Source organism: Paenibacillus sp. NN59, from assembly GCF_057597225.1.
Genome location: NZ_CP199678.1, coordinates 58,399 through 81,121 on the forward strand (window position 1 = coordinate 58,399; position 22,723 = coordinate 81,121).

Annotated in this window: 22 protein-coding genes; all 22 read left to right on the forward strand. The window is 47.9% G+C overall.

Annotated features, from left to right (window positions below; genetic code table 11):
• Positions 1 to 49: 49 nt before the first annotated feature.
• A complete protein-coding gene (locus tag ACT89M_RS00270) occupies positions 50 to 802 on the forward strand; it encodes a VWA domain-containing protein (RefSeq protein WP_154892088.1) in 753 nt (250 codons plus the stop codon).
• Positions 786 to 1,733: a protein kinase domain-containing protein gene (locus tag ACT89M_RS00275; protein ID WP_090924624.1), complete on the forward strand. Its 948-nt coding sequence runs from the start codon at positions 786 to 788 to the stop codon at positions 1,731 to 1,733. The genes ACT89M_RS00270 and ACT89M_RS00275 overlap by 17 nt, the downstream gene beginning before the upstream one ends.
• Positions 1,734 to 1,776: 43 nt before the next feature.
• Positions 1,777 to 3,216, forward strand: coding sequence for a tRNA lysidine(34) synthetase TilS (gene tilS / locus ACT89M_RS00280; RefSeq protein WP_090924625.1), 1,440 nt, complete (start codon positions 1,777 to 1,779; stop codon positions 3,214 to 3,216).
• A gap of 52 nt (positions 3,217 to 3,268) precedes the next feature.
• On the forward strand, positions 3,269 to 3,808 hold the full coding sequence (gene hpt, locus ACT89M_RS00285; protein WP_090924626.1) for a hypoxanthine phosphoribosyltransferase: 540 nt from the start codon (positions 3,269 to 3,271) through the stop codon (positions 3,806 to 3,808).
• Between the two features lie 100 nt (positions 3,809 to 3,908).
• A complete protein-coding gene (gene ftsH, locus ACT89M_RS00290; protein ID WP_090924627.1) occupies positions 3,909 to 5,951 on the forward strand; it encodes an ATP-dependent zinc metalloprotease FtsH in 2,043 nt (680 codons plus the stop codon).
• Positions 5,952 to 6,247: 296 nt separating this feature from the next.
• Positions 6,248 to 7,186 carry a quinolinate synthase NadA gene (nadA, locus tag ACT89M_RS00295; protein ID WP_090924628.1) on the forward strand — a complete coding sequence of 313 codons (939 nt, stop codon included), beginning with the start codon at positions 6,248 to 6,250 and terminating at the stop codon, positions 7,184 to 7,186.
• Positions 7,187 to 7,221: 35 nt separating this feature from the next.
• On the forward strand, positions 7,222 to 8,859 hold the full coding sequence (gene nadB, locus ACT89M_RS00300) for an L-aspartate oxidase (RefSeq protein WP_154892087.1): 1,638 nt from the start codon (positions 7,222 to 7,224) through the stop codon (positions 8,857 to 8,859).
• A complete protein-coding gene (gene nadC, locus ACT89M_RS00305; protein WP_154892086.1) occupies positions 8,856 to 9,722 on the forward strand; it encodes a carboxylating nicotinate-nucleotide diphosphorylase in 867 nt (288 codons plus the stop codon). The genes nadB and nadC overlap by 4 nt, the downstream gene beginning before the upstream one ends.
• A gap of 6 nt (positions 9,723 to 9,728) precedes the next feature.
• Positions 9,729 to 10,499 (forward strand): type III pantothenate kinase, encoded by a 771-nt coding sequence (locus ACT89M_RS00310; protein WP_090924631.1) that lies wholly within the window; start codon positions 9,729 to 9,731, stop codon positions 10,497 to 10,499.
• Between the two features lie 77 nt (positions 10,500 to 10,576).
• Positions 10,577 to 11,494 (forward strand): Hsp33 family molecular chaperone HslO, encoded by a 918-nt coding sequence (gene hslO / locus ACT89M_RS00315; protein WP_154892085.1) that lies wholly within the window; start codon positions 10,577 to 10,579, stop codon positions 11,492 to 11,494.
• Positions 11,495 to 11,517: 23 nt separating this feature from the next.
• A complete protein-coding gene (locus ACT89M_RS00320) occupies positions 11,518 to 12,468 on the forward strand; it encodes a peptidyl-prolyl cis-trans isomerase (RefSeq protein WP_154892084.1) in 951 nt (316 codons plus the stop codon).
• Between the two features lie 393 nt (positions 12,469 to 12,861).
• On the forward strand, positions 12,862 to 13,800 hold the full coding sequence (cysK, locus tag ACT89M_RS00325) for a cysteine synthase A (protein ID WP_145336417.1): 939 nt from the start codon (positions 12,862 to 12,864) through the stop codon (positions 13,798 to 13,800).
• Between the two features lie 266 nt (positions 13,801 to 14,066).
• Positions 14,067 to 15,680 carry an anthranilate synthase component I family protein gene (locus tag ACT89M_RS00330; protein WP_154892102.1) on the forward strand — a complete coding sequence of 538 codons (1,614 nt, stop codon included), beginning with the start codon at positions 14,067 to 14,069 and terminating at the stop codon, positions 15,678 to 15,680.
• A gap of 77 nt (positions 15,681 to 15,757) precedes the next feature.
• On the forward strand, positions 15,758 to 16,336 hold the full coding sequence (pabA, locus tag ACT89M_RS00335; protein ID WP_090924635.1) for an aminodeoxychorismate/anthranilate synthase component II: 579 nt from the start codon (positions 15,758 to 15,760) through the stop codon (positions 16,334 to 16,336).
• Position 16,337: 1 nt separating this feature from the next.
• Complete coding sequence (locus ACT89M_RS00340) at positions 16,338 to 17,231, forward strand: aminotransferase class IV (RefSeq protein WP_154892083.1); 894 nt, start codon at positions 16,338 to 16,340, stop codon at positions 17,229 to 17,231.
• Complete coding sequence (gene folP, locus ACT89M_RS00345; protein WP_154892082.1) at positions 17,228 to 18,094, forward strand: dihydropteroate synthase; 867 nt, start codon at positions 17,228 to 17,230, stop codon at positions 18,092 to 18,094. The genes ACT89M_RS00340 and folP overlap by 4 nt, the downstream gene beginning before the upstream one ends.
• Before the next feature lie 80 nt (positions 18,095 to 18,174).
• A complete protein-coding gene (gene folB / locus ACT89M_RS00350; protein ID WP_090924638.1) occupies positions 18,175 to 18,537 on the forward strand; it encodes a dihydroneopterin aldolase in 363 nt (120 codons plus the stop codon).
• A 9-nt stretch (positions 18,538 to 18,546) separates the two neighbouring features.
• Positions 18,547 to 19,095, forward strand: a complete 549-nt coding sequence (gene folK, locus ACT89M_RS00355) for a 2-amino-4-hydroxy-6-hydroxymethyldihydropteridine diphosphokinase (protein WP_308723515.1) — start codon at positions 18,547 to 18,549, stop codon at positions 19,093 to 19,095.
• Positions 19,056 to 19,250: a helix-turn-helix domain-containing protein gene (locus ACT89M_RS00360; protein ID WP_154892101.1), complete on the forward strand. Its 195-nt coding sequence runs from the start codon at positions 19,056 to 19,058 to the stop codon at positions 19,248 to 19,250. The genes folK and ACT89M_RS00360 overlap by 40 nt, the downstream gene beginning before the upstream one ends.
• 46 nt (positions 19,251 to 19,296) lie before the next feature.
• Entirely contained in the window at positions 19,297 to 20,316 is a 1,020-nt protein-coding gene (gene dusB, locus ACT89M_RS00365) for a tRNA dihydrouridine synthase DusB (RefSeq protein ID WP_090924641.1), read from the forward strand.
• A gap of 251 nt (positions 20,317 to 20,567) precedes the next feature.
• Positions 20,568 to 21,047, forward strand: a complete 480-nt coding sequence (gene greA, locus ACT89M_RS00370; RefSeq protein WP_090924651.1) for a transcription elongation factor GreA — start codon at positions 20,568 to 20,570, stop codon at positions 21,045 to 21,047.
• 113 nt (positions 21,048 to 21,160) lie between these two features.
• The gene (gene lysS / locus ACT89M_RS00375) at positions 21,161 to 22,672 is read left to right on the forward strand and encodes a lysine--tRNA ligase (protein WP_090924642.1); all 1,512 of its coding nucleotides are present in this window, start codon (positions 21,161 to 21,163) and stop codon (positions 22,670 to 22,672) included.
• Positions 22,673 to 22,723: the final 51 nt, after the last annotated feature.

Sequence of the window (22,723 nt, forward strand, 5' to 3'; positions counted from 1 at the left end):
GCAATGCTAGTCATAGAGTTGGAGAGTACGAAAAACGGAGGGATATCGGATGAAACAAATTTTGTTGATCACCGACGGTTGTTCCAATGTGGGGGTAAGCCCGGTACTGGCAGCGGCGGAGGCACGCGAAGAGGGTATTACAGTCAATGTCGTAGGTGTAATTGATTATGGCACGATTGGCGAGCTGGGTAGTCGGGAGATTGAGGATATTGCGAGAGCTGGCGGAGGCATCAGTCAGACTGTAGGCACAAGACAGCTTGCCCATACGATGCAGATGATGACGAGAAAAACAGTGGTTCAGACCATTCAACAGGCGGTTAATAGAGAGTTAACACAAATTTTGGGAGAGAAGGGGACCAAGACTGTAACGGATCTGGAACCAGCCCAGCGCTCACAGGTTGTGGAAGTGATTGACAATTTGACGGAAAATGCCGCCCTGCAGGTCACACTTCTGATTGACGTCAGTGCAAGTATGAAACCGAAACTGGCGGCAGTAGAAGAAGGGATTCGGGATTTGATGTTAAGCCTGCAGGCACGAGTAGGCAAAAGTCGTTTATCTGTATTTCATTTTCCAGGCCGCCACAGCGGAGAGGATGCGGTAATGGATATCGACTGGACCGATGATCCCGGGCGTGTTCGTTCCTTGTTTGGACGGTTGCAAACAAAGGGTGCAACACCGACAGGCCCTGCAATTCAGAAGGTGATTGATTTTTACCGTTATGGTACACTGGAGGAACAGCAGGAAATAGAAGGGAACTATCGCATTGAAAGAGAAGGGATGCTCGGTGACAACGTTGTCTGATGCCTCTTTCCCGCCAGGAACCGTCATTACGGGGAAATGGAACCGAAGTCGGTATACGATTCGAAAGTTGCTGGGCAGAGGCGCCAATGGGGTTGTTTTCCTCGTCCAGCGTGGAGAGAATGGCAAACATTATGCGCTCAAAATGGGATTTGACCCGGTTGATTTGCAATCGGAGATCAATGTACTCAAATCATTTCAATTACAGCGTAATCATGAAGCCCTTCGGCAGAGCGGCATTCCTTCCTATCTTAAAGATGTGGATGATTATGCCGTTCGTGGACGGGATATTCCTTTTTATGTGATGCGCTACGTTCGGGGTGAGGCTCTCCATCATTTCATTCGGCGTCAGGGAACGGACTGGACACTGCTGGTTGGATTAAGATTGTTGCAGAGACTCGCTCAATTACATCAGGCAGGCTGGGTATTTGGCGATCTCAAACCTCAAAATGTACTCGTGTCCGATTACGGTCATGTCGAGCTGATTGATTATGGCGGTGTAACGTCCATTGGACGAAGCGTTAAACAGTTCACGGAATGGTATGACCGGGGATTTTGGAATGCAGGTAGCCGAACTGCGGATGCTACATATGATGTGTTTGCGTATGCGCTTTTGATGATTCACATTTTGGAAGCGGACGCGCTGAAGTCTTTGGCTGCAGATGGCCTCCCACAATTGCGGAATGTGAGTCAACTTGTGATGTTGGTGGAAAAAAGCGAACGGCTGGCCCCTTTTCGTGAATGGATTATAGTGGCCCTACGGGGACAATTCCAGAATGCAGACCATGCTGCAAAATCGTGGAAGGAATTAATGGCACGTCCTACACAGATGCGCCGGCGTTCCAGAAGCAGCACACCGCGATGGCTGAAAAATGCATTTGCTCTATCGGTAATTCTACTTATCGGTGTACTTATCTATGCACTACGTTTTTGATGTTGGGCGTGCATATACATAACGCAAGGAATGAGGAACAGGTATGGAAGCTTCACGCTGGGAGACACTGGTGGATAACGTACTGGATGCAGCGGAAGAGCATCAGTTATGGGTTCCCGGAGACCGGATTGTCATCGCTGTATCGGGCGGGCCGGATTCGGTAGCTTTTTTGCATATCATGCATGAGATCAGCAAGCGACATGTGCCGCTTGAATTGATCTGTGCCCATGTACATCATGGATTTCGGACGGAGTCGGATGAAGAGGCCCGTCAGATGATGGATGTGGCACGTCAGCTTGGCCTTGCATTTGAGTGGGTAAAAGCCGATATACCTTCCTATATGAAACAGACAGGTCAGGGTCCACAGGAGGCAGCGAGGAACCGGCGTTACGCCTTTTTGCATGAAGTGGCTGACAAATATGGGGCAGCAAGTATTGCCCTGGCACATCATGCCGATGATCAGGCCGAGACAGTTATGCTTCATTTGCTCCGAGGTAGCGGGCTTTCGGGGCTGGCAGGTATGAAGTTCAAACGTCGTGAAAAAAATGTGGAACTTATCCGTCCATGCCTTCGTATAAACAAGACAGACCTTGTAGAAGCTTGTATTACACAGGGTTTTACTTATTTTCATGATGAGAGTAATGATCAACGAAAATATCGGCGTAATGCGATTCGTCTGGATGTGCTTCCATTTTTGGGGCAATATAATGGACAACTCACGCCGTCACTGAATCGACTTGCCGAAATTGTGGGTGACGAAGACGATTTCATGGAGCAGAGTACTCATGACACATACAGGTGTCTAGTGCAGGTGAACGGCGGAAGGCAGACCTTTGAGGTGCCTTCCTTCTTGAAGTTACATGTCGCTTTACAACGAAGGTTGATTAAACTAATATTGAATTATCTGCCTTTGGACAGTGATTTTGTCGACTTTACCCGTATTGAAACTATTCGGCGCAAGGTCATGGAGACCGAGGTGACGACCTGGAGCCTGGATATAGGACAGACACTCGTATGTGCCCGGGAGTATGATCTGATTTCTTTTGGCGAACGGGCAAGTGCACAGGGTCAATCTTACGAGTATCGTCTTGCACAATGGAGCGGAACTTATGAGCTTTCACTCACCGAGATTAACCGATATATCCGGTTGATGCCGATGAGTCCCGAAAACTATCATGTACCGGAATCGGCTGATCAGGCCGCATTTGATGCGAATGGGCTTCAGATGCCGCTGGTTGTACGTTCACGGTTACCTGGAGATACCATGAAGGTAATGGGATTAAACGGGAGCAAAAAGGTGAAAAATATTTTCATCGACGAGAAGATTCCCCCATCTGTCAGACCACGCATTCCTGTGGTGTGTGATGGAGCAGGCAATGTCATCTGGTTACCGGGTGTTCGCCGGTCCGATATGGCTCCTGTCAGGGAGAGCACTTCCGCAATCCTGTACATGACTGTAGGCGATTCAGCGATTCAGGGGTAGTGGTTATGGTTCAGGTAAGGCTTTCATAGTATAACTTAGGAGGTTCGCACAGTTGCAGAACGACATTCAAGAAGTATTGATCAGTGAAGAAGAAATTCAGAGTAAGGTTAAGGAATTAGGCGCAACACTCAGTGCCGATTATGCTAACCGGAACCCTTTGGTCATTTGCGTGCTCAAAGGTGCGTTTATATTTATGGCTGATTTGGTTAAGAACATAACGGTACCGGTTGAGATGGATTTTATGGCCGTATCCAGTTATGGTGCATCTACCAAGTCATCCGGTGTTGTCAAAATCATCAAGGATCTGGATGTATCCGTTGAAGGACGTGAAGTTCTGATTGTCGAAGATATTATCGACAGCGGACTGACCCTCAGCTATTTGATTGAACTGTTGGAAAACCGCGGTGCTGAAACCGTACGTGTGGTGACATTGTTCGATAAACCATCCGGCCGCAAAGTGGAACTGGAAGCTCACTACACGGGCTTTGATATCCCTGATGCGTTCATCGTGGGGTACGGTCTGGATTATGCCGAGCAATACCGGAATCTTCCTTATATCGGGATTCTGAAACCAGAAATCTACACAAGCTGATATCCAGTAAGGCCGAAGCCTTGAGCTGTTCTTGGCTTCTATTGAGAAGCCATGTCGGGCTATGTTAAAATAATTAAAGTGTCTCGAGAGGAGGTAGGGGATGAATCGGTTCATCCGGAATTCTGGTTTTTATTTGATTCTTTTTTTAGTTGTGGTGGGTTTAGTTAGATTTATCACAGATGGAAACGATGTTATAGAAAACCCTAGATATGATCAGTTTCGTGCTGAGGTTAAAGCCAACAATATCGCCGAAGTGACTGTTCAATTCAACGGTCAGACATATCTCGTGACCGGCCGATACAAACAAGCACCTGATGGGGCCAAATCAGAAAATTTCTCAACGTATATTCCTCCTACGGATGAGGCAATTACCGAACTTGTAGCTGCAAGTGAAGCTAACAAATTTGAATATCATCAGGAACCAATGAAAGGTGACAGCATCTGGTTGACGTTGCTGACTTCCTTTATTCCTTTGATCATTATGTTCCTGCTGTTCTTCTTCCTGTTTAATCAGGCTCAAGGCGGCGGCGGTAAAGTAATGAACTTTGGTAAAAGCCGTGCTCGCCTCTACAATGAAGAGAAGAAGCGCGTTACATTTGAAGATGTGGCGGGTGCAGACGAGGAGAAACAAGAGCTTGTTGAAGTCGTAGACTTCCTCAAGGACCCTCGGAAGTTCGCAGCCGTTGGGGCACGTATTCCGAAGGGCGTATTGCTCGTAGGTCCTCCGGGTACAGGTAAGACTTTGCTTGCTCGTGCTGTAGCTGGTGAAGCAGGTGTACCATTCTTCAGCATTTCCGGTTCCGACTTCGTTGAAATGTTTGTCGGTGTCGGTGCATCACGTGTACGTGACTTGTTCGAAAATGCAAAGAAAAATGCGCCTTGTATCATCTTTATTGACGAGATCGATGCAGTAGGACGTCAGCGTGGTGCTGGTCTGGGCGGCGGTCACGATGAGCGTGAACAGACCCTTAACCAATTGCTCGTTGAAATGGACGGATTCGGTGCAAACGAAGGTATTATCATCGTTGCCGCAACGAACCGTGCAGACATTCTGGACCCTGCGTTGTTGCGTCCAGGCCGTTTTGACCGTCAAATTACAGTGGATCGTCCAGACGTCAAGGGCCGTGAAGCTGTACTGAAAGTACACTCCCGTAATAAACCGCTCACCAAAGATGTGAGATTGGACATCATCGCGAAGCGTACAACAGGTTTCTCGGGTGCAGACCTGGAGAACTTGCTGAATGAAGCGGCATTGCTTGCAGCACGCCGTAACAGAAAAGATATATCCATGCGTGAAGTAGATGAGGCGATTGACCGAGTCATCGTTGGTACGGAGAAGAAAAGCCGTGTCATCAGTGATCGGGAGAAACGCATTGTTGCTTATCACGAAGCAGGCCATACCATTGTAGGATACTTCCTGGAACATGCTGATATGGTACATAAAGTGACCATCATTCCGCGCGGACGTGCGGGTGGATATGTAATCATGTTGCCAAAAGAAGACCGTATGCTCGTTACCAAACAGGAGTTGCTGGATAAAGTAACCGGACTTCTCGGAGGTCGCGTGGCGGAAGAATTGTTTATCGGTGAGATCGGTACCGGTGCATACAGTGACTTCCAACAAGCGACAGGTATCGTGCGCAGCATGGTTATGGAATACGGTATGAGTGAGAAACTGGGTCCAATGCAATTCGGAAGTTCACAAGGACAGGTATTCCTTGGACGGGATATCGGTCATGAACAGAATTACTCGGATTCCATCGCATATGAGATCGACCAAGAGATGCAGCGCTTTATTAACGAGTGTTATGAGAAGTGTAAAGCTCTCCTTACCAAACATACAAGAGAGATGCATCTGATCGCTGAAACACTGCTTGAAGTGGAGACACTGGAAATGGATCAGATCAAGCAATTGATTGAAACAGGTTCCTTGACACCAAAAGCAGAAGGCGATAACTCAGGAGAAGGTACGCCAAATGAAGGCGGCGAGCCAATCATTGATAACATCGGTGATGTTCGCGTTCGCATTCAAGGCAAAGATGAAACATCTGAGCCACCAGCTGGAGATATTCCAAACGAAGCTCCTGACCTGGATAAGGGCAGCAATGATCCGAATGATGGTGGCTCAAAGCCAACATCTTAATATGTAACATGTCTGGTCATGTGACCGGAATAAAAAGAGAGCCCTTTTGGCTCTCTTTTTTTGCAATAATTATTCATTTGGAGGAGGAATAGATAATCAAGAGCTAGATGGCGAACCGGACAGCATAAGGGGGATAAGACAGTATATCCTGCCTTTTTTCATTTATTGACAGAGTCGTGAACGTTGTGTACATTAGTTGTTAAACCGCTTGTGATTCGTTTCACCAGCGAACATAACGACATAGGTTAGCCCATGAAACAGCGCTTGACGCTGTCCCGATAAGGAGAGGATCACAGGTGGAAGCTCTGGCTTTAGAGCGCAAGGCTGAGATGAATCGTGAGCTGCGTGAGCGGCTGATGGAACTCAAGAAGGAACGCAATGCTATTATTCTTGCTCATTATTATCAACGTGATGAAGTACAGGAAGTCGCAGATTTCCGGGGAGACTCTTTCCTGCTGGCCCAGAAGGCAGCGCAAACAGATGCGGATGTTATTGTATTCTGTGGTGTTCATTTTATGGGTGAAAGCGCTAAAATTCTGGCTCCGGGCAAAACCGTTTTGATCCCTGATGAACGTGCCGGGTGCCCAATGGCAGACATGGTGAACGTGGACGGATTACGTAAGCTGAAGGCACAACACCCGAACGCCAAGGTAGTCACCTACATTAATTCCTCGGCTGAGATCAAAGCAGAAACAGATATTTGCTGTACATCAGCAAACGCTGTTCGTGTAATCCAGTCTGTGGATTCCGAAGAAATCATCTGGGTACCGGACAAAAACCTGGGGCATTATGTACAGCAGCACACAGACAAGAAGATGATCATCTGGGAAGGTTACTGCAATACACACGATATGCTTACGGTAAAAGATGTTGTTGAGATGAAGGCTAAATATCCGAATGCTGAGTTTGTGGTGCACCCCGAGTGTCGCCCTGAAGTTGTAGAAATGGGGGATTTTGTAGGCAGCACAACAGCGATTCTGGAATATTGCAAGAAATCCTCCACTAAGGAATTCATTGTCGGCACGGAGGATGGCACAGGATATCAGCTTCGCCTCGACAGTCCGGATAAACAGTTCCATTTTGCGACCAAGTTCCTGGTATGTCCGAACATGAAGGTGAACAACCTGAAGAAGCTGGTCAAATGCCTGGAGACGATGAAGCCTCAGATCTATGTCCCACCGGCTGTTGCTGATAAAGCCAGAGAATCACTAGAGCGCATGTTACTGGTGAAGTAACATGCGTTACTCTTGCTCCGAGACAGGTGAATAAGATGATACCGCAATATATATATGATTTTGACCTCTCTGCGCTGCCAATGGTGGAGACCGATGTACTGGTGATCGGTTCAGGCATTGCTGGTCTGTTTACCGCAATTAAGGCTAGCGAACAGCATCGTGTTCTGATGATTACGAAGAAGTCTTTACTTGAGAGTAACACCAGATATGCGCAGGGCGGGATTGCGGCTGTTATTGCTGAAGATGATTCTCCTGCGTACCACTTGCAAGATACTCTTGTTGCCGGAGCCGGTTTGTGTCGATCCGAGGCAGTTGAAGTATTGGTGAATGAGGGCCCAGACGGTGTCAGAGAACTGATCCGTCTGGGAACATTGTTCGATCTGGAGAACGGCGAGTTGGCGTTGACGCAGGAAGGTGCGCACAGCCACCGCCGTATTTTACATGCCAATGGGGATGCAACTGGATATGAGATCGTAAGGGCGCTCGCTGTTGAGGTTCACGAGCATCCAGGCATTGACGTTTGGGATGAGCACTTTGTGGTGGATTTGATTACGGATCGAGGAGAATGTATCGGTGCTCTGATTCTGAAAGAAGACGGCTCAAAGGTGTTTGTCAAAGCAAAAGCAACAGTGCTCTGCTCAGGCGGTGCGGGACAGCTGTATCGTTATACGACGAATCCGGATGTAGCTACAGCTGATGGGGTAGCTATGGCATACCGTGCGGGGGCTATAGTTCGTGATATGGAATTCATCCAGTTTCACCCGACATCCTTATGTTACCCGGGAGCACCCCGCTTCCTGGTATCTGAAGCGGTACGCGGGGAAGGTGCTTATCTCCGCAACGTGAAGGGTGAACGATTCATGGAGAAATATCATGCCCAGCTCGAACTGGCGCCTCGTGATATTGTAGCTAGAGCCATTGTCAGCGAGATGGAGCTGACAAACAGTACCTTTGTTTACCTCGACATTACCCATGAGCTACCGGAGATGGTGAAACATCGTTTTCCTACCATTTATGAAACTTGTATGCGTTACGGTCTCGACATGACTACAGATTGGATTCCGGTTGCACCTGCCGCGCATTATATGATGGGCGGAGTAAAGACGGACTTGAGTGGTGAGAGCAGTATCCCCCGTTTATTTGCCTGTGGCGAGGTATCCTCTACCGGCGTGCACGGAGCTAATCGACTAGCGAGCAATTCCTTATCTGAAGCGATTGTATTTGGACGCAGAATCGTGGATCGTATCCATGCGTTGCCGGCCATCGAAGAATCACTTGGAAGAGATGTGAAATCTCTGAGCATGGAGAATCAGAATATTAGCCGTGCAAAAGAACAGCAACATTCCAAGCCGGTATCGGAAAGACGTTTACGTCTGCAAAAGATGATGGTTCGTCAAGTGGGACTGCGAAGAAACGGAAAGAACTTGCAACAGGCAATGGATAAAATGCAACAGGAGTTGTCTTTTTTTGATCAAAGACTTACCCAAAGAGAAGAACTGGAGTATGCGAACCTTCTGACTTGTGCGTGGCTTGTAACCAGCGGAGCGCTGCACCGTGAGGAGAGCCGAGGAGCACATTACCGTGAGGACTTCCCTGCACGAGACGATATAATATGGCAGAAGCATAGTCTGCAGCAGCGAGAACAAGCGATTGTGGAGGAATGGATGTCATGATACTGAACGGATATAATGAGGAACTAATTGAGACGATCAAAGGCTGGCTACGCGAGGATGTAGGTGCAGGGGATGTCACAACGAATGTGACCATTCCAGCGGGTAGTGAATCCAAGGCTGTGATTCATGCCAAAGATCATGGAGTCATAGCAGGCATAACGATTGCAGAGCTTGTATTTCAAGTCGTAGATCCGGAGCTTCGTTATACGGCAAAAGTAAAAGACGGTGATACAGTCACTCCTGGCACCATATTGGCTGAAGTTGAAGGGAGTACACATTCGCTCCTGACTGGGGAACGGCTCGCACTTAATCTGTTACAGCGTATGTCCGGTGTTGCTACCCGAACACGTTACTACGTAGATGCTCTTGATGGATTGAAGACCAGACTTGTCGATACACGTAAAACAACACCTGGTCATCGCTTGCTTGAAAAGTATGCTGTACGTGTGGGGGGCGGAGCCAATCACCGGTTTGGACTGTATGATGCTGTAATGATCAAAGACAATCATATTAAAGGTGCAGGTAGCATTACAGAAGCTGTGCAGCGAGCGCGGGCAGTTATTCCGCATACGATGACGATTGAAGTTGAAACGGAAAACATTGCTCAGGTACAGGAAGCCTTGCAAGCTGGGTCAGATATCATTATGCTGGATAACATGCAGCCTGATCGGATGCGAGAAGCAGTCGCTCTGATTCGTGAACAGGCTCCGCATGTGAAGATAGAAGCATCCGGCAATGTGTCACTTGAAACGATTCGCGGAATAGCGGAAACGGGTGTGGATGTAATTTCGGTTGGCAGGTTAACCTATTCTTTTGAGAGCCTGGATATCAGCCTGGATTTAAACGAAAAGAAAGAGGGGTGAACCTCTTTGATTCTAGTCGTAGACGTGGGCAATAGTAACATCGTGCTCGGGGTATATCAGGGCCGTGAACTGTTGCATCATTTTCGTCTGAGCACATCTCGTCAGTCCACAGTGGATGAATACGGCGTATTGATTTATAATTTATTTCATATGTCCGGTATTTCTGCCCGAGACATTGAGGGTGTCATTATTTCATCAGTGGTTCCGCCACTGGTGAGTGTCATCGAAACGATGTGTGTGAAATATGTGGGCAAAAAACCATTGCTGGTTGGGCCCGGTATCAAGACCGGCCTGAATCTGCGATATGAAAATCCGCGTGAAGTAGGGGCGGATCGGATCGTGAATGCTGTGGCGGCCGTGGAAAAATACGGCGGCCCCCTTGTGGTCGTTGATTTTGGTACAGCCACGACGTTCGACTGTATTGATGAGAAGGGCCATTACCTTGGCGGTGCGATTGTACCCGGTATTCACATTGCTACCGAAGCTCTTTACGAGCGAGCAGCGAAGCTACCGCGAATTGAGCTGGAGAAGCCGAAGAAGGTGATTGGGCGCAATACCGTGCATGCCATGCAGTCCGGCATCATCTATGGTTATGCTGGCCAAGTGGACGGCATCGTAGAACGAATTCGCGAAGAGATGAAGGCTGAACCTATGGTTATTGCTACAGGAGGTCTTGCTACTCTGATTGCAGAAGAAACCCGTAGCATTGAGAAAGTTGATCCACTGCTTACGCTTGAGGGGCTACGTGTCATCTACGAGCGGAACCGGGAAAGGTAGACATACAAAGGGCGGCATACAGCAGGCTGGGATTACAGCTTAAATGTTGAGCCGTTTTTTTCTGTTACGATATTAAAATGACACGCCAAAGGAGGCTGAATGACTTGGAAAACAACAACAAACATGACCGGTTGATCCGTGGTACAGCGATGAATGGAAAGGTAAGAGCGTTTGCCGTTCAGACCACAGAACTGGTAGAAGAACTGCGTAGAAGACATGATACGTTTCCCACGGCTACAGCAGCTATGGGGCGTACAGTAACGACAGCAGCCATTATGGGTGCCATGCTTAAAGGTGATGAGAAACTAACTATACAAGTGAACGGAGATGGCCCAATTGGCCAGATCGTAGCCGACGCTAATGCCAAAGGTGAGGTGCGCGGTTATGTTTCCAATCCGCATGTACATCTGCCAAGCAATCGTTTTGGTAAATTGGATGTAGCTGGGGCGGTGGGTACAGAAGGTTTCATAAATATAACGAAGGATCTGGGGCTGAAAGACCCGTACCGTGGTAGCATTCCGATTATCTCGGGCGAACTGGGCGAAGACTTTACTTATTATTTTGCTCAGTCAGAACAGACGCCTTCTGCTGTTGGCGTGGGTGTGCTGGTTGATACGGATAACTCGGTTATTGTTTCGGGCGGATTTATTATTCAGCTTCTCCCAGGCCTCACTGATCCCGAGATTACAGAAATCGAGAATGCCATCGGTGCACTGCCTCCGGTGACAACCTTGTTGAACGAAGGACTCGAGCTAGAAGAATTGTTGCGCCGTCTCCTGCCGGATGTGCAGGTCATGGGCGAACTGGATATTCGTTTTAGATGTAGTTGTTCTCGTGAACGTCTGGAACAAACCTTAATCAGTCTTGGTCAGTCCGAGCTGGAGCAATTAATTGAAGAAGAAGGGCAAGCTGAAGTGGTCTGCCAATTCTGTAATGAAGCGTATGATTTTAACAAAGAGCAGCTAGAGGCCATCCTAGAACAAGCCAAGAATTGATCGATGCGGGGACGGGATGAGGTATGACCAGACAGGAAAAAGGATTATGGACGGCGGTCGTTATTTTGACACTTGGCGTGCTCGTGATGGGTACATTCATGGCGATGCAGGTGCTTCATCAGGGGAAAGAAGATGCAGAGACACCTCATGATGCCAACAAGGAAGAGGGAAGTACGGTTGCAACGATTAACGGTGAAGTGATTACGGATAAAGATTGGACAGATGCATTAAAACGACGTTATGGCAGTGAAATCCTGCTGCAGATGTTGAACCGAAAAGCGGTTTATGCTGAAGCCCTTCAACGCAATCTGGTGGTTACTCCCAAAGAGATCGCAAGAGAAATGGCTGGAGCGATGGATGGGTATGATTCAGAGAAGTCATACTATGATGCCATGAAATCACAGCTTGGCCTGTCGAAGCAGGATCTCGAATTAGAGGCAGGTTACCGTCTACTGCTCGAAAAGATTGCTACCGCAGGTATTCAGGTGAAGGATGACGATATTCAAAAATACTGGGTAGAGCATCGAGAAGACTATATCACCCCTGAGAAATATGATCTGTCTATTATTGTGGTAAAAGAAAAGTCTGATTCAGAGGCTATATTGACGGAGCTTCGGAACGGGAAAGATTTCGAAGAAATGGCTCGCTCCGAATCAGAGGATAGTTACTCCCGAGATGCGGGAGGTAAACTGGGGTGGATTGATCAGAACGACCCTTTCCAACCTAAATCCATTTTGCAAAGGGCTGCCAATATGTCAATCGGTGATATTGCTGGTCCAGTGAAAGTTGAGGACGGTTATGCCATCATCAAACTGAATGACAAAGCCGAACGCCAGGAGCAGTCAGCAAAGGAAGTACATGAAGAGATTCGTATGGAGCTGGCCTTAAGCCAGGCTGATCCACTTCCGCAGGTAGAGCAGATGCTGCGCGATAAATACGAGGCTGTGATCATCTCCGAGATTCCTGCCTCCTGAAACGAAGATTGACAATTTTCCTGTCTTATAGAAGTTGCATCTTGATAAAAATACTTTGTCTACGGTCTCAGGGCCCAAGGCAAAGTATTTTTTTGAGTACTCATATTGACAATGGCGTGTAACGTTGATAAGATGAAAATAATCAAAACCTACTCGTTTACTCGGATATAAATGCATCATGATATGCATGAATTTAGATATTTTCAATGTAATAAAGAAACTTTCGGAAAACTCGGCGCTACCTACACCTGTTTGCGTGGTTCTTTATGCAGAAAGGAACGGATAATCACCGGATTTCCGCAGTTCTTCATAAACATCCAGAGGCTGACTCGCACAAATCACATAAGTTTACAGGAGTTAAGTACCATTTATACCATTAAGGAGGGCATTCATATGGCTAAAGTAGTTAATAACGTAACTGAACTCATCGGAGGTACTCCGCTTGTTCGTTTGAACAATATCGTACCTGAAGGTAGTGCTGAAGTATTGGTGAAGCTGGAATACCAGAACCCAGGATCAAGTGTTAAAGACCGGATCGCAATTAGCATTGTTGAAGAAGCGGAAAAAGAAGGCAAGCTGAAACCGGGTGGTACGATCATTGAAGCAACAAGCGGTAACACGGGGATCGGCCTCGCGATGGTTGCTGCTGCTAAAGGCTACAAGTCTGTTATTGTAATGCCTGAGACGATGAGCTTGGAGCGTCGTAACCTGCTTCGTGCTTATGGTGCTGAGCTTGTACTTACACCTGGAGCAGAAGGAATGAATGGTGCAGTCAAAAAAGCCGAAGAGCTGTTGAAAGAAAACCCGTCCTACTTCATGGCGGAGCAGTTCAAAAACAAAGCAAATGTGAAGATTCACCGCGAAACGACAGGTCCTGAAATCGTTGAAGCGATCCAGTCTGTAGGCGGCACGCTTGATGCATTTGTTGCGGGTATCGGTACTGGCGGAACAATCACAGGTACAGGTGAAGTGTTGAAAGAAGCGTTCCCTGGGATCAAAATTGTGGCTGTAGAGCCGGCAGCATCACCAATCCTGGCTGGTGGCAAACCGGGTCCTCACAAAATTCAGGGAATTGGAGCAAACTTTATTCCTGAAATTTTGGATCAAGAAGTATATGACGAGATCATTCACATCGAGAATGATGATGCATTTGAAACGGCTCGTGCTGTTGCAAAAGAAGAGGGTATTCTGTCCGGTATTTCATCCGGTGCAGCGATTCGCGCAGGACTTCAAGTAGCCAAACAACTGGGTGCAGGTAAACGCGTTGTCGTTATCGTGCCAAGTAATGGCGAACGTTATCTGAGCACACCGCTTTACAATTTCGAGGCGTAATTCAGACACAGGACGTATCTTTTACCGGATAAGCTTGATGTTTCTGAACAGTTTATATCAATCCTTCCTGCCCTGACGGGTAGGGAGGATTTTTTGCGTAATGCTTTTAAAAGCAACGGCGCTTTAGTATACTATCAAACAATAAGAACTATATAAGTTGAACACTCGGTTGCATAGTTTATTGTGACATCGGAGTGTCTGTCTAAATCAATAATTTAACTTATATAGTGACACAAGAAGGGCGGCGGGCCGCAGTGACACACCTGATGACAACATACGCCGACTGGGAAGCATGGGCTGGACAAGGCTGGACAATGTTACCATATATAACGAAGTCGGATGAGGGACCGTATCATGGCGGTTTACCGCTAACGTGGGAGGCAGCGTGGCAGCAAGCATCTCCTAACGCAATTGTGCTGGAGAATGGTAAAGGCGGAAGGTATACTTTCCTCGGCTTAAATCCGGTATCCATCGTTTCCGGCAAAGGACAGGAAGCCACAATTCATGACGTGTTTCAAGGAACAAGTCGAACAGATCAGGGCAATCCGCTGGATGTGCTAAAACGGTGGACATCACCTTACCGAGCACCCAAGGTTGACGGAGCACCAGATTTTGCAGGCGGTTGCGCCGGATACCTCAGCTATGATGTAGCCAGATCACTGGAGAAACTGCCAACGATTGCTGAGGATAATCCCACACTTCCAGATTACTGGTGGATGCGCTTTGAGGAAATATGGGCATACGACCATGAGCAGCAGGCTCTTTTCTGTATGGTGCATCTGGAAGTGAGTGCTGAACAGCAGGAACGGGCCAATCTACAGAGTCTCTATGCTGCAGCTGGGAAACGTGCGGTAGCCATGCAGCAACGCTGGCTTCATATTATGGGTTTCGCTCAGGCAGAGGAGCAACAGCAAGCGTTAGAGCTCCGTCACAGGCGGGTTCATCTTGCCCTACGCACAGAAGAATCCGAACGGGAAACAGAGGGATGGAAGACGTCCTTCCCACAAAAGGATTTTGAACAAGCTGTTCTTCAGGTACAGGAGTATATCAGGCAAGGCGATGTATTTCAGGTTAATCTGTCCCTGCGACATGAAAAGCAGCTCCAATCCAGTAGCGAGCATATCTATGAATGGTTACGTATAGTGAATCCGTCACCGTATATGGGGATGCTTCGCAGTCCCGAATTCCAACTGGTCAGTGGATCGCCAGAATTGCTCGTCAAAGTGGAGAACGGCAAAGTGAGTGCGCGGCCCATCGCAGGAACGCGAAGAAGAGGACGAGATGAAGCAGAGGATCAGGCGATGGCAGATGAGTTGCTTGGCAGTGAGAAGGAGCGAGCCGAGCATATTATGCTGGTTGATCTGGAGCGTAATGATATCGGGCGAATTGCTGCGTATGGATCGGTTCATGTTCCTGAATTAATGACAATCGAGAAATATTCGCATGTTATGCACCTGGTTTCACAGGTGGAAGGCAAGCTGGCGGAAGGATTAACTGTGTTTGATGTCATTGCCGCAACGTTTCCTGGCGGAACGATAACGGGTGCTCCGAAAGTACGCACGATGGAGATTATCGAAGAGCTTGAGCCAGTACGACGGGGGCCATATACAGGGTCAATCGGATGGATAGACTACAGTGGCAATATGGAGCTGAATATCGTTATACGCACTCTTGCGATTAAGGATGGGACGGGGTATGTGCAGGCTGGTGCAGGTATTGTCATTGATTCCGATCCATATCGCGAGTACAAGGAGTGTTCCAACAAGGCTAGAGCAATGATGCGAGCTGTGAACTACAGTGAACGAGCGGAGGCTGACACAGCGCAGGCATCAGCAGGAGAACCCCAACGCGAGCAGAAACACACGAACAGAACAGAATGAAGCGATGAAATGGAATAAGTTAAAATAAACAAGGCATCCGCCGTAATCTGCGGTGGAATATGAGGAGGAGCAGACCTATGATTCTGGTTATCGACAATTACGATTCCTTTACCTACAACCTGGTTCAATATCTGGGTGAATTGGGGGAGACGGTGGAAGTTCGCCGCAATGACGAGATTGATCTGGCAGGTATTGAAGCACTGGCACCGGATCATATTCTGATCTCTCCAGGTCCATGTACACCGAATGAAGCGGGGATCAGCTTGGCAGTTATCGAACATTTCAAAGGAAGCATTCCCATCTTTGGCGTCTGTCTTGGACATCAGGCGATCGGGCAGGCATTTGGAGGTAATGTCATTCGAGCGGATCGGATGATGCACGGCAAAACATCGGAGATGCATCACCAGGGTACATCGGTATTTACGGGGCTGCCTTCTCCGTTTACGGCAACTCGGTATCATTCATTGATCGTGGAACGTAGTAGCCTGCCGGATTGTCTGGAGATTACAGCGGAAACAGCTGAAGGAGAGATTATGGGTCTGCGTCACAAAACGTATGCGATTGAAGGGGTACAGTTCCACCCGGAATCCATCATTACAGATCATGGTCATCAGATGCTTCGCAATTTCCTAGCACAGCAAAAAGCAAACGTATAATATGCAATATGCCGCGATTAATGGGGAACTGGTTCAACTGGCGTCGGCTGTGGTTCCTGTAACGGATCACGGCTTTTTGTACGGACTGGGGCTGTTCGAGACCTTTCGAACATACCAAGGAGTTCCCTACCTTCTGGAAAGGCATCTGGAGCGCATGGCTTCAGGCTGTGAAGAGTTGGGCATTCCTTTTACAGTGACAGCAGAGGAAGTCAAAGACTGGATATCCCGTCTGATGCAGGGAAACGAACTTAAGGATGCGTACGTGCGTTATACAGTATCTGCTGGTGAAGCGCCGCTTGGACTACCTTCGGGGAATTATACAGACCCCACACATATCGTACTGGCAAAATCATTACCTGACCCTTCTCCTACTCTGTATGAAAGGGGTAAAATGCTACAACGTCTATCTACACCTCGTAATACACCGGAAAGCCAAATCAGATTCAAGTCGCTTCACTACATGAACAGTATCTTGGCGAAACGTGAATTAAACACTTATGTTGGGCAAGACCAGCGATTACTGAGCGCAGAAGGATTACAACTTACGCGCGACGATTATGTTGCGGAGGGCATTGTCAGCAATATATTTTGGGTGCGAGAGAAAGTTCTCTACACCCCTTCGCTGTCTACGGGCATTCTTCCAGGGATTACTAGAGCCGTAGTGATGGAGATTGCCGCAGATCAAGGCATCGCTTGCGTAGAGGTGCAGGCACTATGGGAAGATCTACAGCAAGCAGATGAAATTTTTCTGACGGGTTCCGTAGCCGAGCTCGTGCCGGTGACGACGTTGCGGGATCTGAGCGGCACTGAAACAGATATCAGCAATGGACGGATTGGTCCGGTAACGGCAGTACTGCTGCGTATGTACCGGGAGAAAGCGGGGTATACTTCATGACACTTACACCGGTCATCTATGAACGGAAATATGAATGGGGACCAGCTTCAATTACGCTGGGATCCCGGACGCAGATTATGGGCATTTTGAATGTCACGCCAGATTCGTTCTCAGATGGTGGGCGCTACAATAATGTGGAGCGGGCAGTAGCCCATGCGAAACAAATGATGGAGGACGGTGCGGATCTGATTGATATCGGTGGAGAATCCACCCGTCCAGGATCAGAGGTGGTCGGTGCAGATGAAGAACTTCATCGAATTATTCCGGTGATCGAAGCCTTGCGTGCAGAGGCGCCGCATATTCCGATCTCCGTGGATACGTACAAGGCTGACGTTGCGCGCCAAGCCATTCTGGCAGGGGCCCATATCATCAACGATGTATGGGGGGCCAAGGCCGACCCGGATATGGCGCGGACTGCTGCTGAGCTGGGTTGCCCGATTATTCTGATGCATAATCGGCAGACAAGAGACTACACCGATTACCTGCTTGATGTTGTGCGTGATGTGCAGGACAGCGTTCAGCTTGCGCTTGCAGCGGGCGTAGAGAAGAGTCAGATTATACTGGATCCAGGGATTGGTTTTGTGAAGGACCTCTCGGAGAACCTGGAGTTGATGTCTTCTCTCGGTCTGTTAAACGAGTTGGGGTATCCCGTGCTGCTTGCTACATCCCGCAAAAGATTCATCCAGCACACGCTGGATGTAGGTGCTGACGATGCGCTGGAAGGTACAGCAGCAACGGTTGCATTTGGCATTGCCCAAGGCTGCCAGTTGGTACGGGTTCATGATGTGAAGCCGATCCGTCGGACGGCGGACATGTGTGATGCGATGTTATATCGTTCTCCGGGCTTACGGAGAAGATCGTAATAGAGGGCCTTCACGGCCCCTCATGTTGAAGCGAAGCGTTTTGATATAGAAAGTATTTGAATAGAAGGCAGGGGAACTGTATGGACAGAATGGTATTGCACCGCATGGAGTATTACGGGTATCACGGTGTGTTTGCAGAAGAACGAAAGCTAGGTCAGCGGTATTACATTGATCTGGAGATCGATATGGATCTGGGTGAGGCTGGGCGTAACGATGATCTGACCAAAACGATTAATTACGCAGAGATTCATGAGCTGGTGAAGCAGATCGTCGAAAATAAATCATTCCAGTTAATTGAAGCGTTGGGTGAACATATTGCATCTTCTTTACTAGACACTTATACTATTATCAATGCATTGACAGTCAAGGTGACGAAGCCGCACCCGCCATTTGATATTCATTTTGGAGGCGTAACGGTAGAGCTTCGCCGCTCAAGAAAGTGAGAACCGATCATGATTGCACATTCGACCTCTGAATCCTCAGAGGCTTATATTGCTTTAGGGGCTAATTTGGGTAATCGGGAGCAGACGCTGCTTGAAGCGTTAACGCTTCTGAATGAACATCCTCATATATCTGTGCTGCGCTGCTCTGCACTATATGAGACAGAGCCGGTAGGATATGTCGATCAGCCTGCGTTTTTGAATATGGCTGCTATGGTCAGTACAAATCTGACGCCGGAGTTTTTGCTCGCCGAATTGCTCAGTGTAGAGAATCAACTTGGACGGGTTAGGGATATTCGCTGGGGCCCGCGTACGGTGGATCTGGATCTGCTCTGGATGCATGGAGAGACGCGAGATACCGAACTGCTTCAACTGCCGCATCCCCGTATGGGAGAGCGGGCTTTTGTACTGGTGCCGTTGTCGGACATCGTACCGCAGAACGAGGCATCAGGTCTGCATACCTTTGTACACGCATCGTTGTCTGTACTGGATGGAAAGGATGGAATACAGCGTTGGAAAACATGCAATTGGCCAACCGAATCCGGGCGTTCCGGAAGCTGAAAGGGTTAACCCAGCATGAGCTTGCGGCCGAGACAGGTATATCTTTGGCTATTCTGGGGACGATTGAACGTGGAAATCGGAAAGTTACACCACAGGAACTAAGTAAGATAGCGGGTGTGCTCGCGATTAGTATCGAGGAATTACAAGGGAAATAATGAACGGCGGATAACGAAGAACGGATAAAGAGGTGAAACAGCAAGCATGCTTAAGATTGGTAATATTGAAATGAAGAATCAGGTTGTTCTTGCACCTATGGCTGGTGTATGTAATCCTGCTTTTCGCTTGATCGCCAAAGAGTTTGGTACGGGCCTTGTCTGCGCTGAGATGGTGAGTGGTAAAGCCATTGTTCATGGCAACCAGCGGACACGCGAGATGTTATTTGTGGATGAACGTGAGAAACCGCTCAGTCTGCAGATTTGGGGAGGCGACCGGGAATCGCTTGTCGAGGCAGCTAGAATCGTAGATAAGGAAACCAATGCAGATATCATTGATATTAACATGGGGTGTCCTGTTCCGAAGGTAACGAAGTGTGATGCAGGTGCACGCTGGTTGCTGGACCCGAACAAAATCTATGAGATGGTATCGGCTGTTGTAGAAGCTGTTGAGAAACCAGTCACCGTTAAAATGCGGATCGGCTGGGACAACGAACACATCTATGTAGTGGAGAACGCTCTTGCGGTGGAACGCGCTGGTGGAAGTGCTGTCAGCGTGCATGGACGGACAAGAGAACAACTCTATACAGGTACAGCGGATTGGTCACATATCAAAAATGTCAAAGAAGCTGTCTCCATTCCAGTCATCGGTAATGGCGACGTATCTTCACCGGAAGATGCACGCCGTATGCTGGACGAGACCGGGTGTGACGGAGTAATGATCGGGCGTGCTGCCTTGGGTAATCCATGGATGTTATATCGCACAATTCAGTATCTGAGTTCAGGCCAGTTACCTCCTGACCCGAATGCAGAGGAGAAGATCCGTGTAGCTGTTTTGCATATGGATCGACTAATTGCACTCAAAAATGAGACCGTCGCTGTACGTGAAATGCGTAAACATCTGGCTTGGTACTTGAAGGGATTGAAGGGATCTGCCCGAATCAAGGACGTTATTATGGAAGGAACCAAACGGGATGAGATGGTGGGCATACTGGAGAACTTTGTGGAACAGTTGAAAATGGAAGGAAATCTGGAGTCTGAACCGGTAATTGCGGGTAATGCCTCATAATTAGGAGCTGTGCTGTAAAACGTTTACAGCCGCAGGGGATGTAACATTGACTTTTCGAGATCGTTCACCTATAATTTCTCAGTATAAATTCGCCATGTGCGTTTACTAAGTATAGTGCATCAGGAGGAATATTCTATTTCTCTGGAGAACTTCATATAGTTTTGAAGATGTATGCGGGCGGAGTTCTGTCATCAGCACTGATTCCGTTGCCGTACAATCAAATTATTCCCATGACAGGAGAATCGGTTGAGATGAGCGACAAGGAAGTTATCCTTACACCAGAAGGACTCAAGAAGCTGGAAGAAGAACTGGAAACACTGAAGTCAGTGAAGCGCCGCGAAGTGGCTGAACGGATCAAAGTAGCTATTGGCTATGGTGATATCAGTGAGAACTCCGAATACGAAGATGCGAAAAACGAGCAAGCTTTTATTGAAGGACGTATCATCACACTCGAGAAGCTGTTGCGTAACGCACGAATTATCAACAGCGACGAAATCGATACCGATTCCGTAAGTGTGGGTGCAACCGTAACTGTAGAGGATTTGGAATTCGGCGATATCACAGAATATACGATTGTAGGTACAGCGGAATCCAATCCGCTTCAGAACAAGATTTCCAATGAAAGTCCTGTAGGTAAAGCTATTTTGGGCAAGAAAAAAGGTACAGTGGTTGATGTGAGTGTGCCTGCTGGCGTAATTCAATATAAAATTGTAGATATTAAAAAGCTGTAGTAACGAAGCAGTCAGGCGTAGTAGACAAAAGCTTCCTTAGGGAAGCTTTTTTCAACATTACGGACAAGCCTCACGCACAGGCTGCAATGTAAATAAGGAGATGAATACAGATCATGACGGATGAAGTCTTGAATCAGGAAACCGAACTTAGCGAGCTGTTACAGATTCGCCGCGACAAATTGGACGAGCTCCGCAACTTGGGAATCGACCCTTTTGGCCAAAAATACGTACGTACCGAAGAAGCCGGCTCCATTCTGAAGAAGTATGAAGAACTGACCAAGGAAGAGCTGGAAGAGAAGCACATCGAAGTCAGTATTGCCGGACGGATTATGGCGAAGCGGGGCATGGGTAAAGCAAGCTTTGCACATATTCAGGACCTGAGCGGCCGAATCCAGATCTATGTTCGTCAGGATAGCGTACCTGAGGACAAGTTTGCGGCATTCAGCCTGCTTGATCTCGGGGATATCGTTGGGGTAACTGGCGTTGTCTTCAAAACCAAAACGGGTGAGACTTCCGTTAAAGTAAAAGACCTGGAAGTGTTGTCGAAATCTCTTTATCCACTCCCGGATAAATACCATGGTTTGACTGACGTTGAACTGCGTTATCGCCAGCGTTATGTAGACCTGATCATGAACCCTGATGTGCAGCAGACCTTCATTATGCGTTCCAAAATCATTCAATCCATGCGTCGTTATCTTGACTCCCATGGCTACCTTGAAGTGGAGACACCGACATTGCATACAATCGCAGGTGGTGCGGCGGCTCGTCCGTTTATTACTCATCACAATGCGCTTGATATGGAACTGTACATGCGGATCGCGATTGAACTTCACTTGAAACGTCTGATTGTCGGCGGTCTGGAAAAAGTATATGAGATTGGCCGCGTATACCGGAACGAAGGTATGTCTACACGTCACAATCCGGAATTTACGATGATTGAGTTGTATGAGGCTTATGCGGATTACAAGGATATCATGGCTTTAACTGAAAACCTGGTTGCTCACATCGCACAGGAAGTATTGGGTAAACAAGTTATCCAATATGGAGATCATGAAGTGAATCTTAAGCCGCAATGGCGCCGTGTAACCATGGTGGATGCGGTTAAGGAAGTTGTCGGTGTAGACTTCTCCGTTCATATGACGGATGAGGAAGCGCACAGCTTGGCGAAACAGCATAACGTAAAAGTTGAACCACATATGACATTTGGTCACATCCTGAACGCCTTCTTCGAAGAGTTTGTTGAAGAAACGTTGATTCAGCCAACGTTCATTATGGGACATCCGCTTGAAATCTCGCCACTGGCGAAGAAAAGCGATGCAGATCCACGTTTCACGGATCGCTTCGAGTTGTTTATCGTTGGACGTGAGCATGCCAATGCTTTCACCGAGCTGAATGATCCAATCGATCAGCGTCAGCGTTTCGAAGCTCAGATGTTAGAGAAAGAGCACGGTAACGATGAGGCTCATGAGATGGATGACGATTTCATCCGTGCACTTGAATATGGTATGCCACCAACAGGTGGTCTTGGAATCGGTATCGATCGTCTGATTATGTTGTTGACCAATTCTCCGTCCATCCGTGACGTACTGCTCTTCCCACATATGCGTCCACGTACACAAGAGTAAATAAGGAACGTATCTTTCGTTCATAATAGAAGAGGAACCTGCCACTTGCTT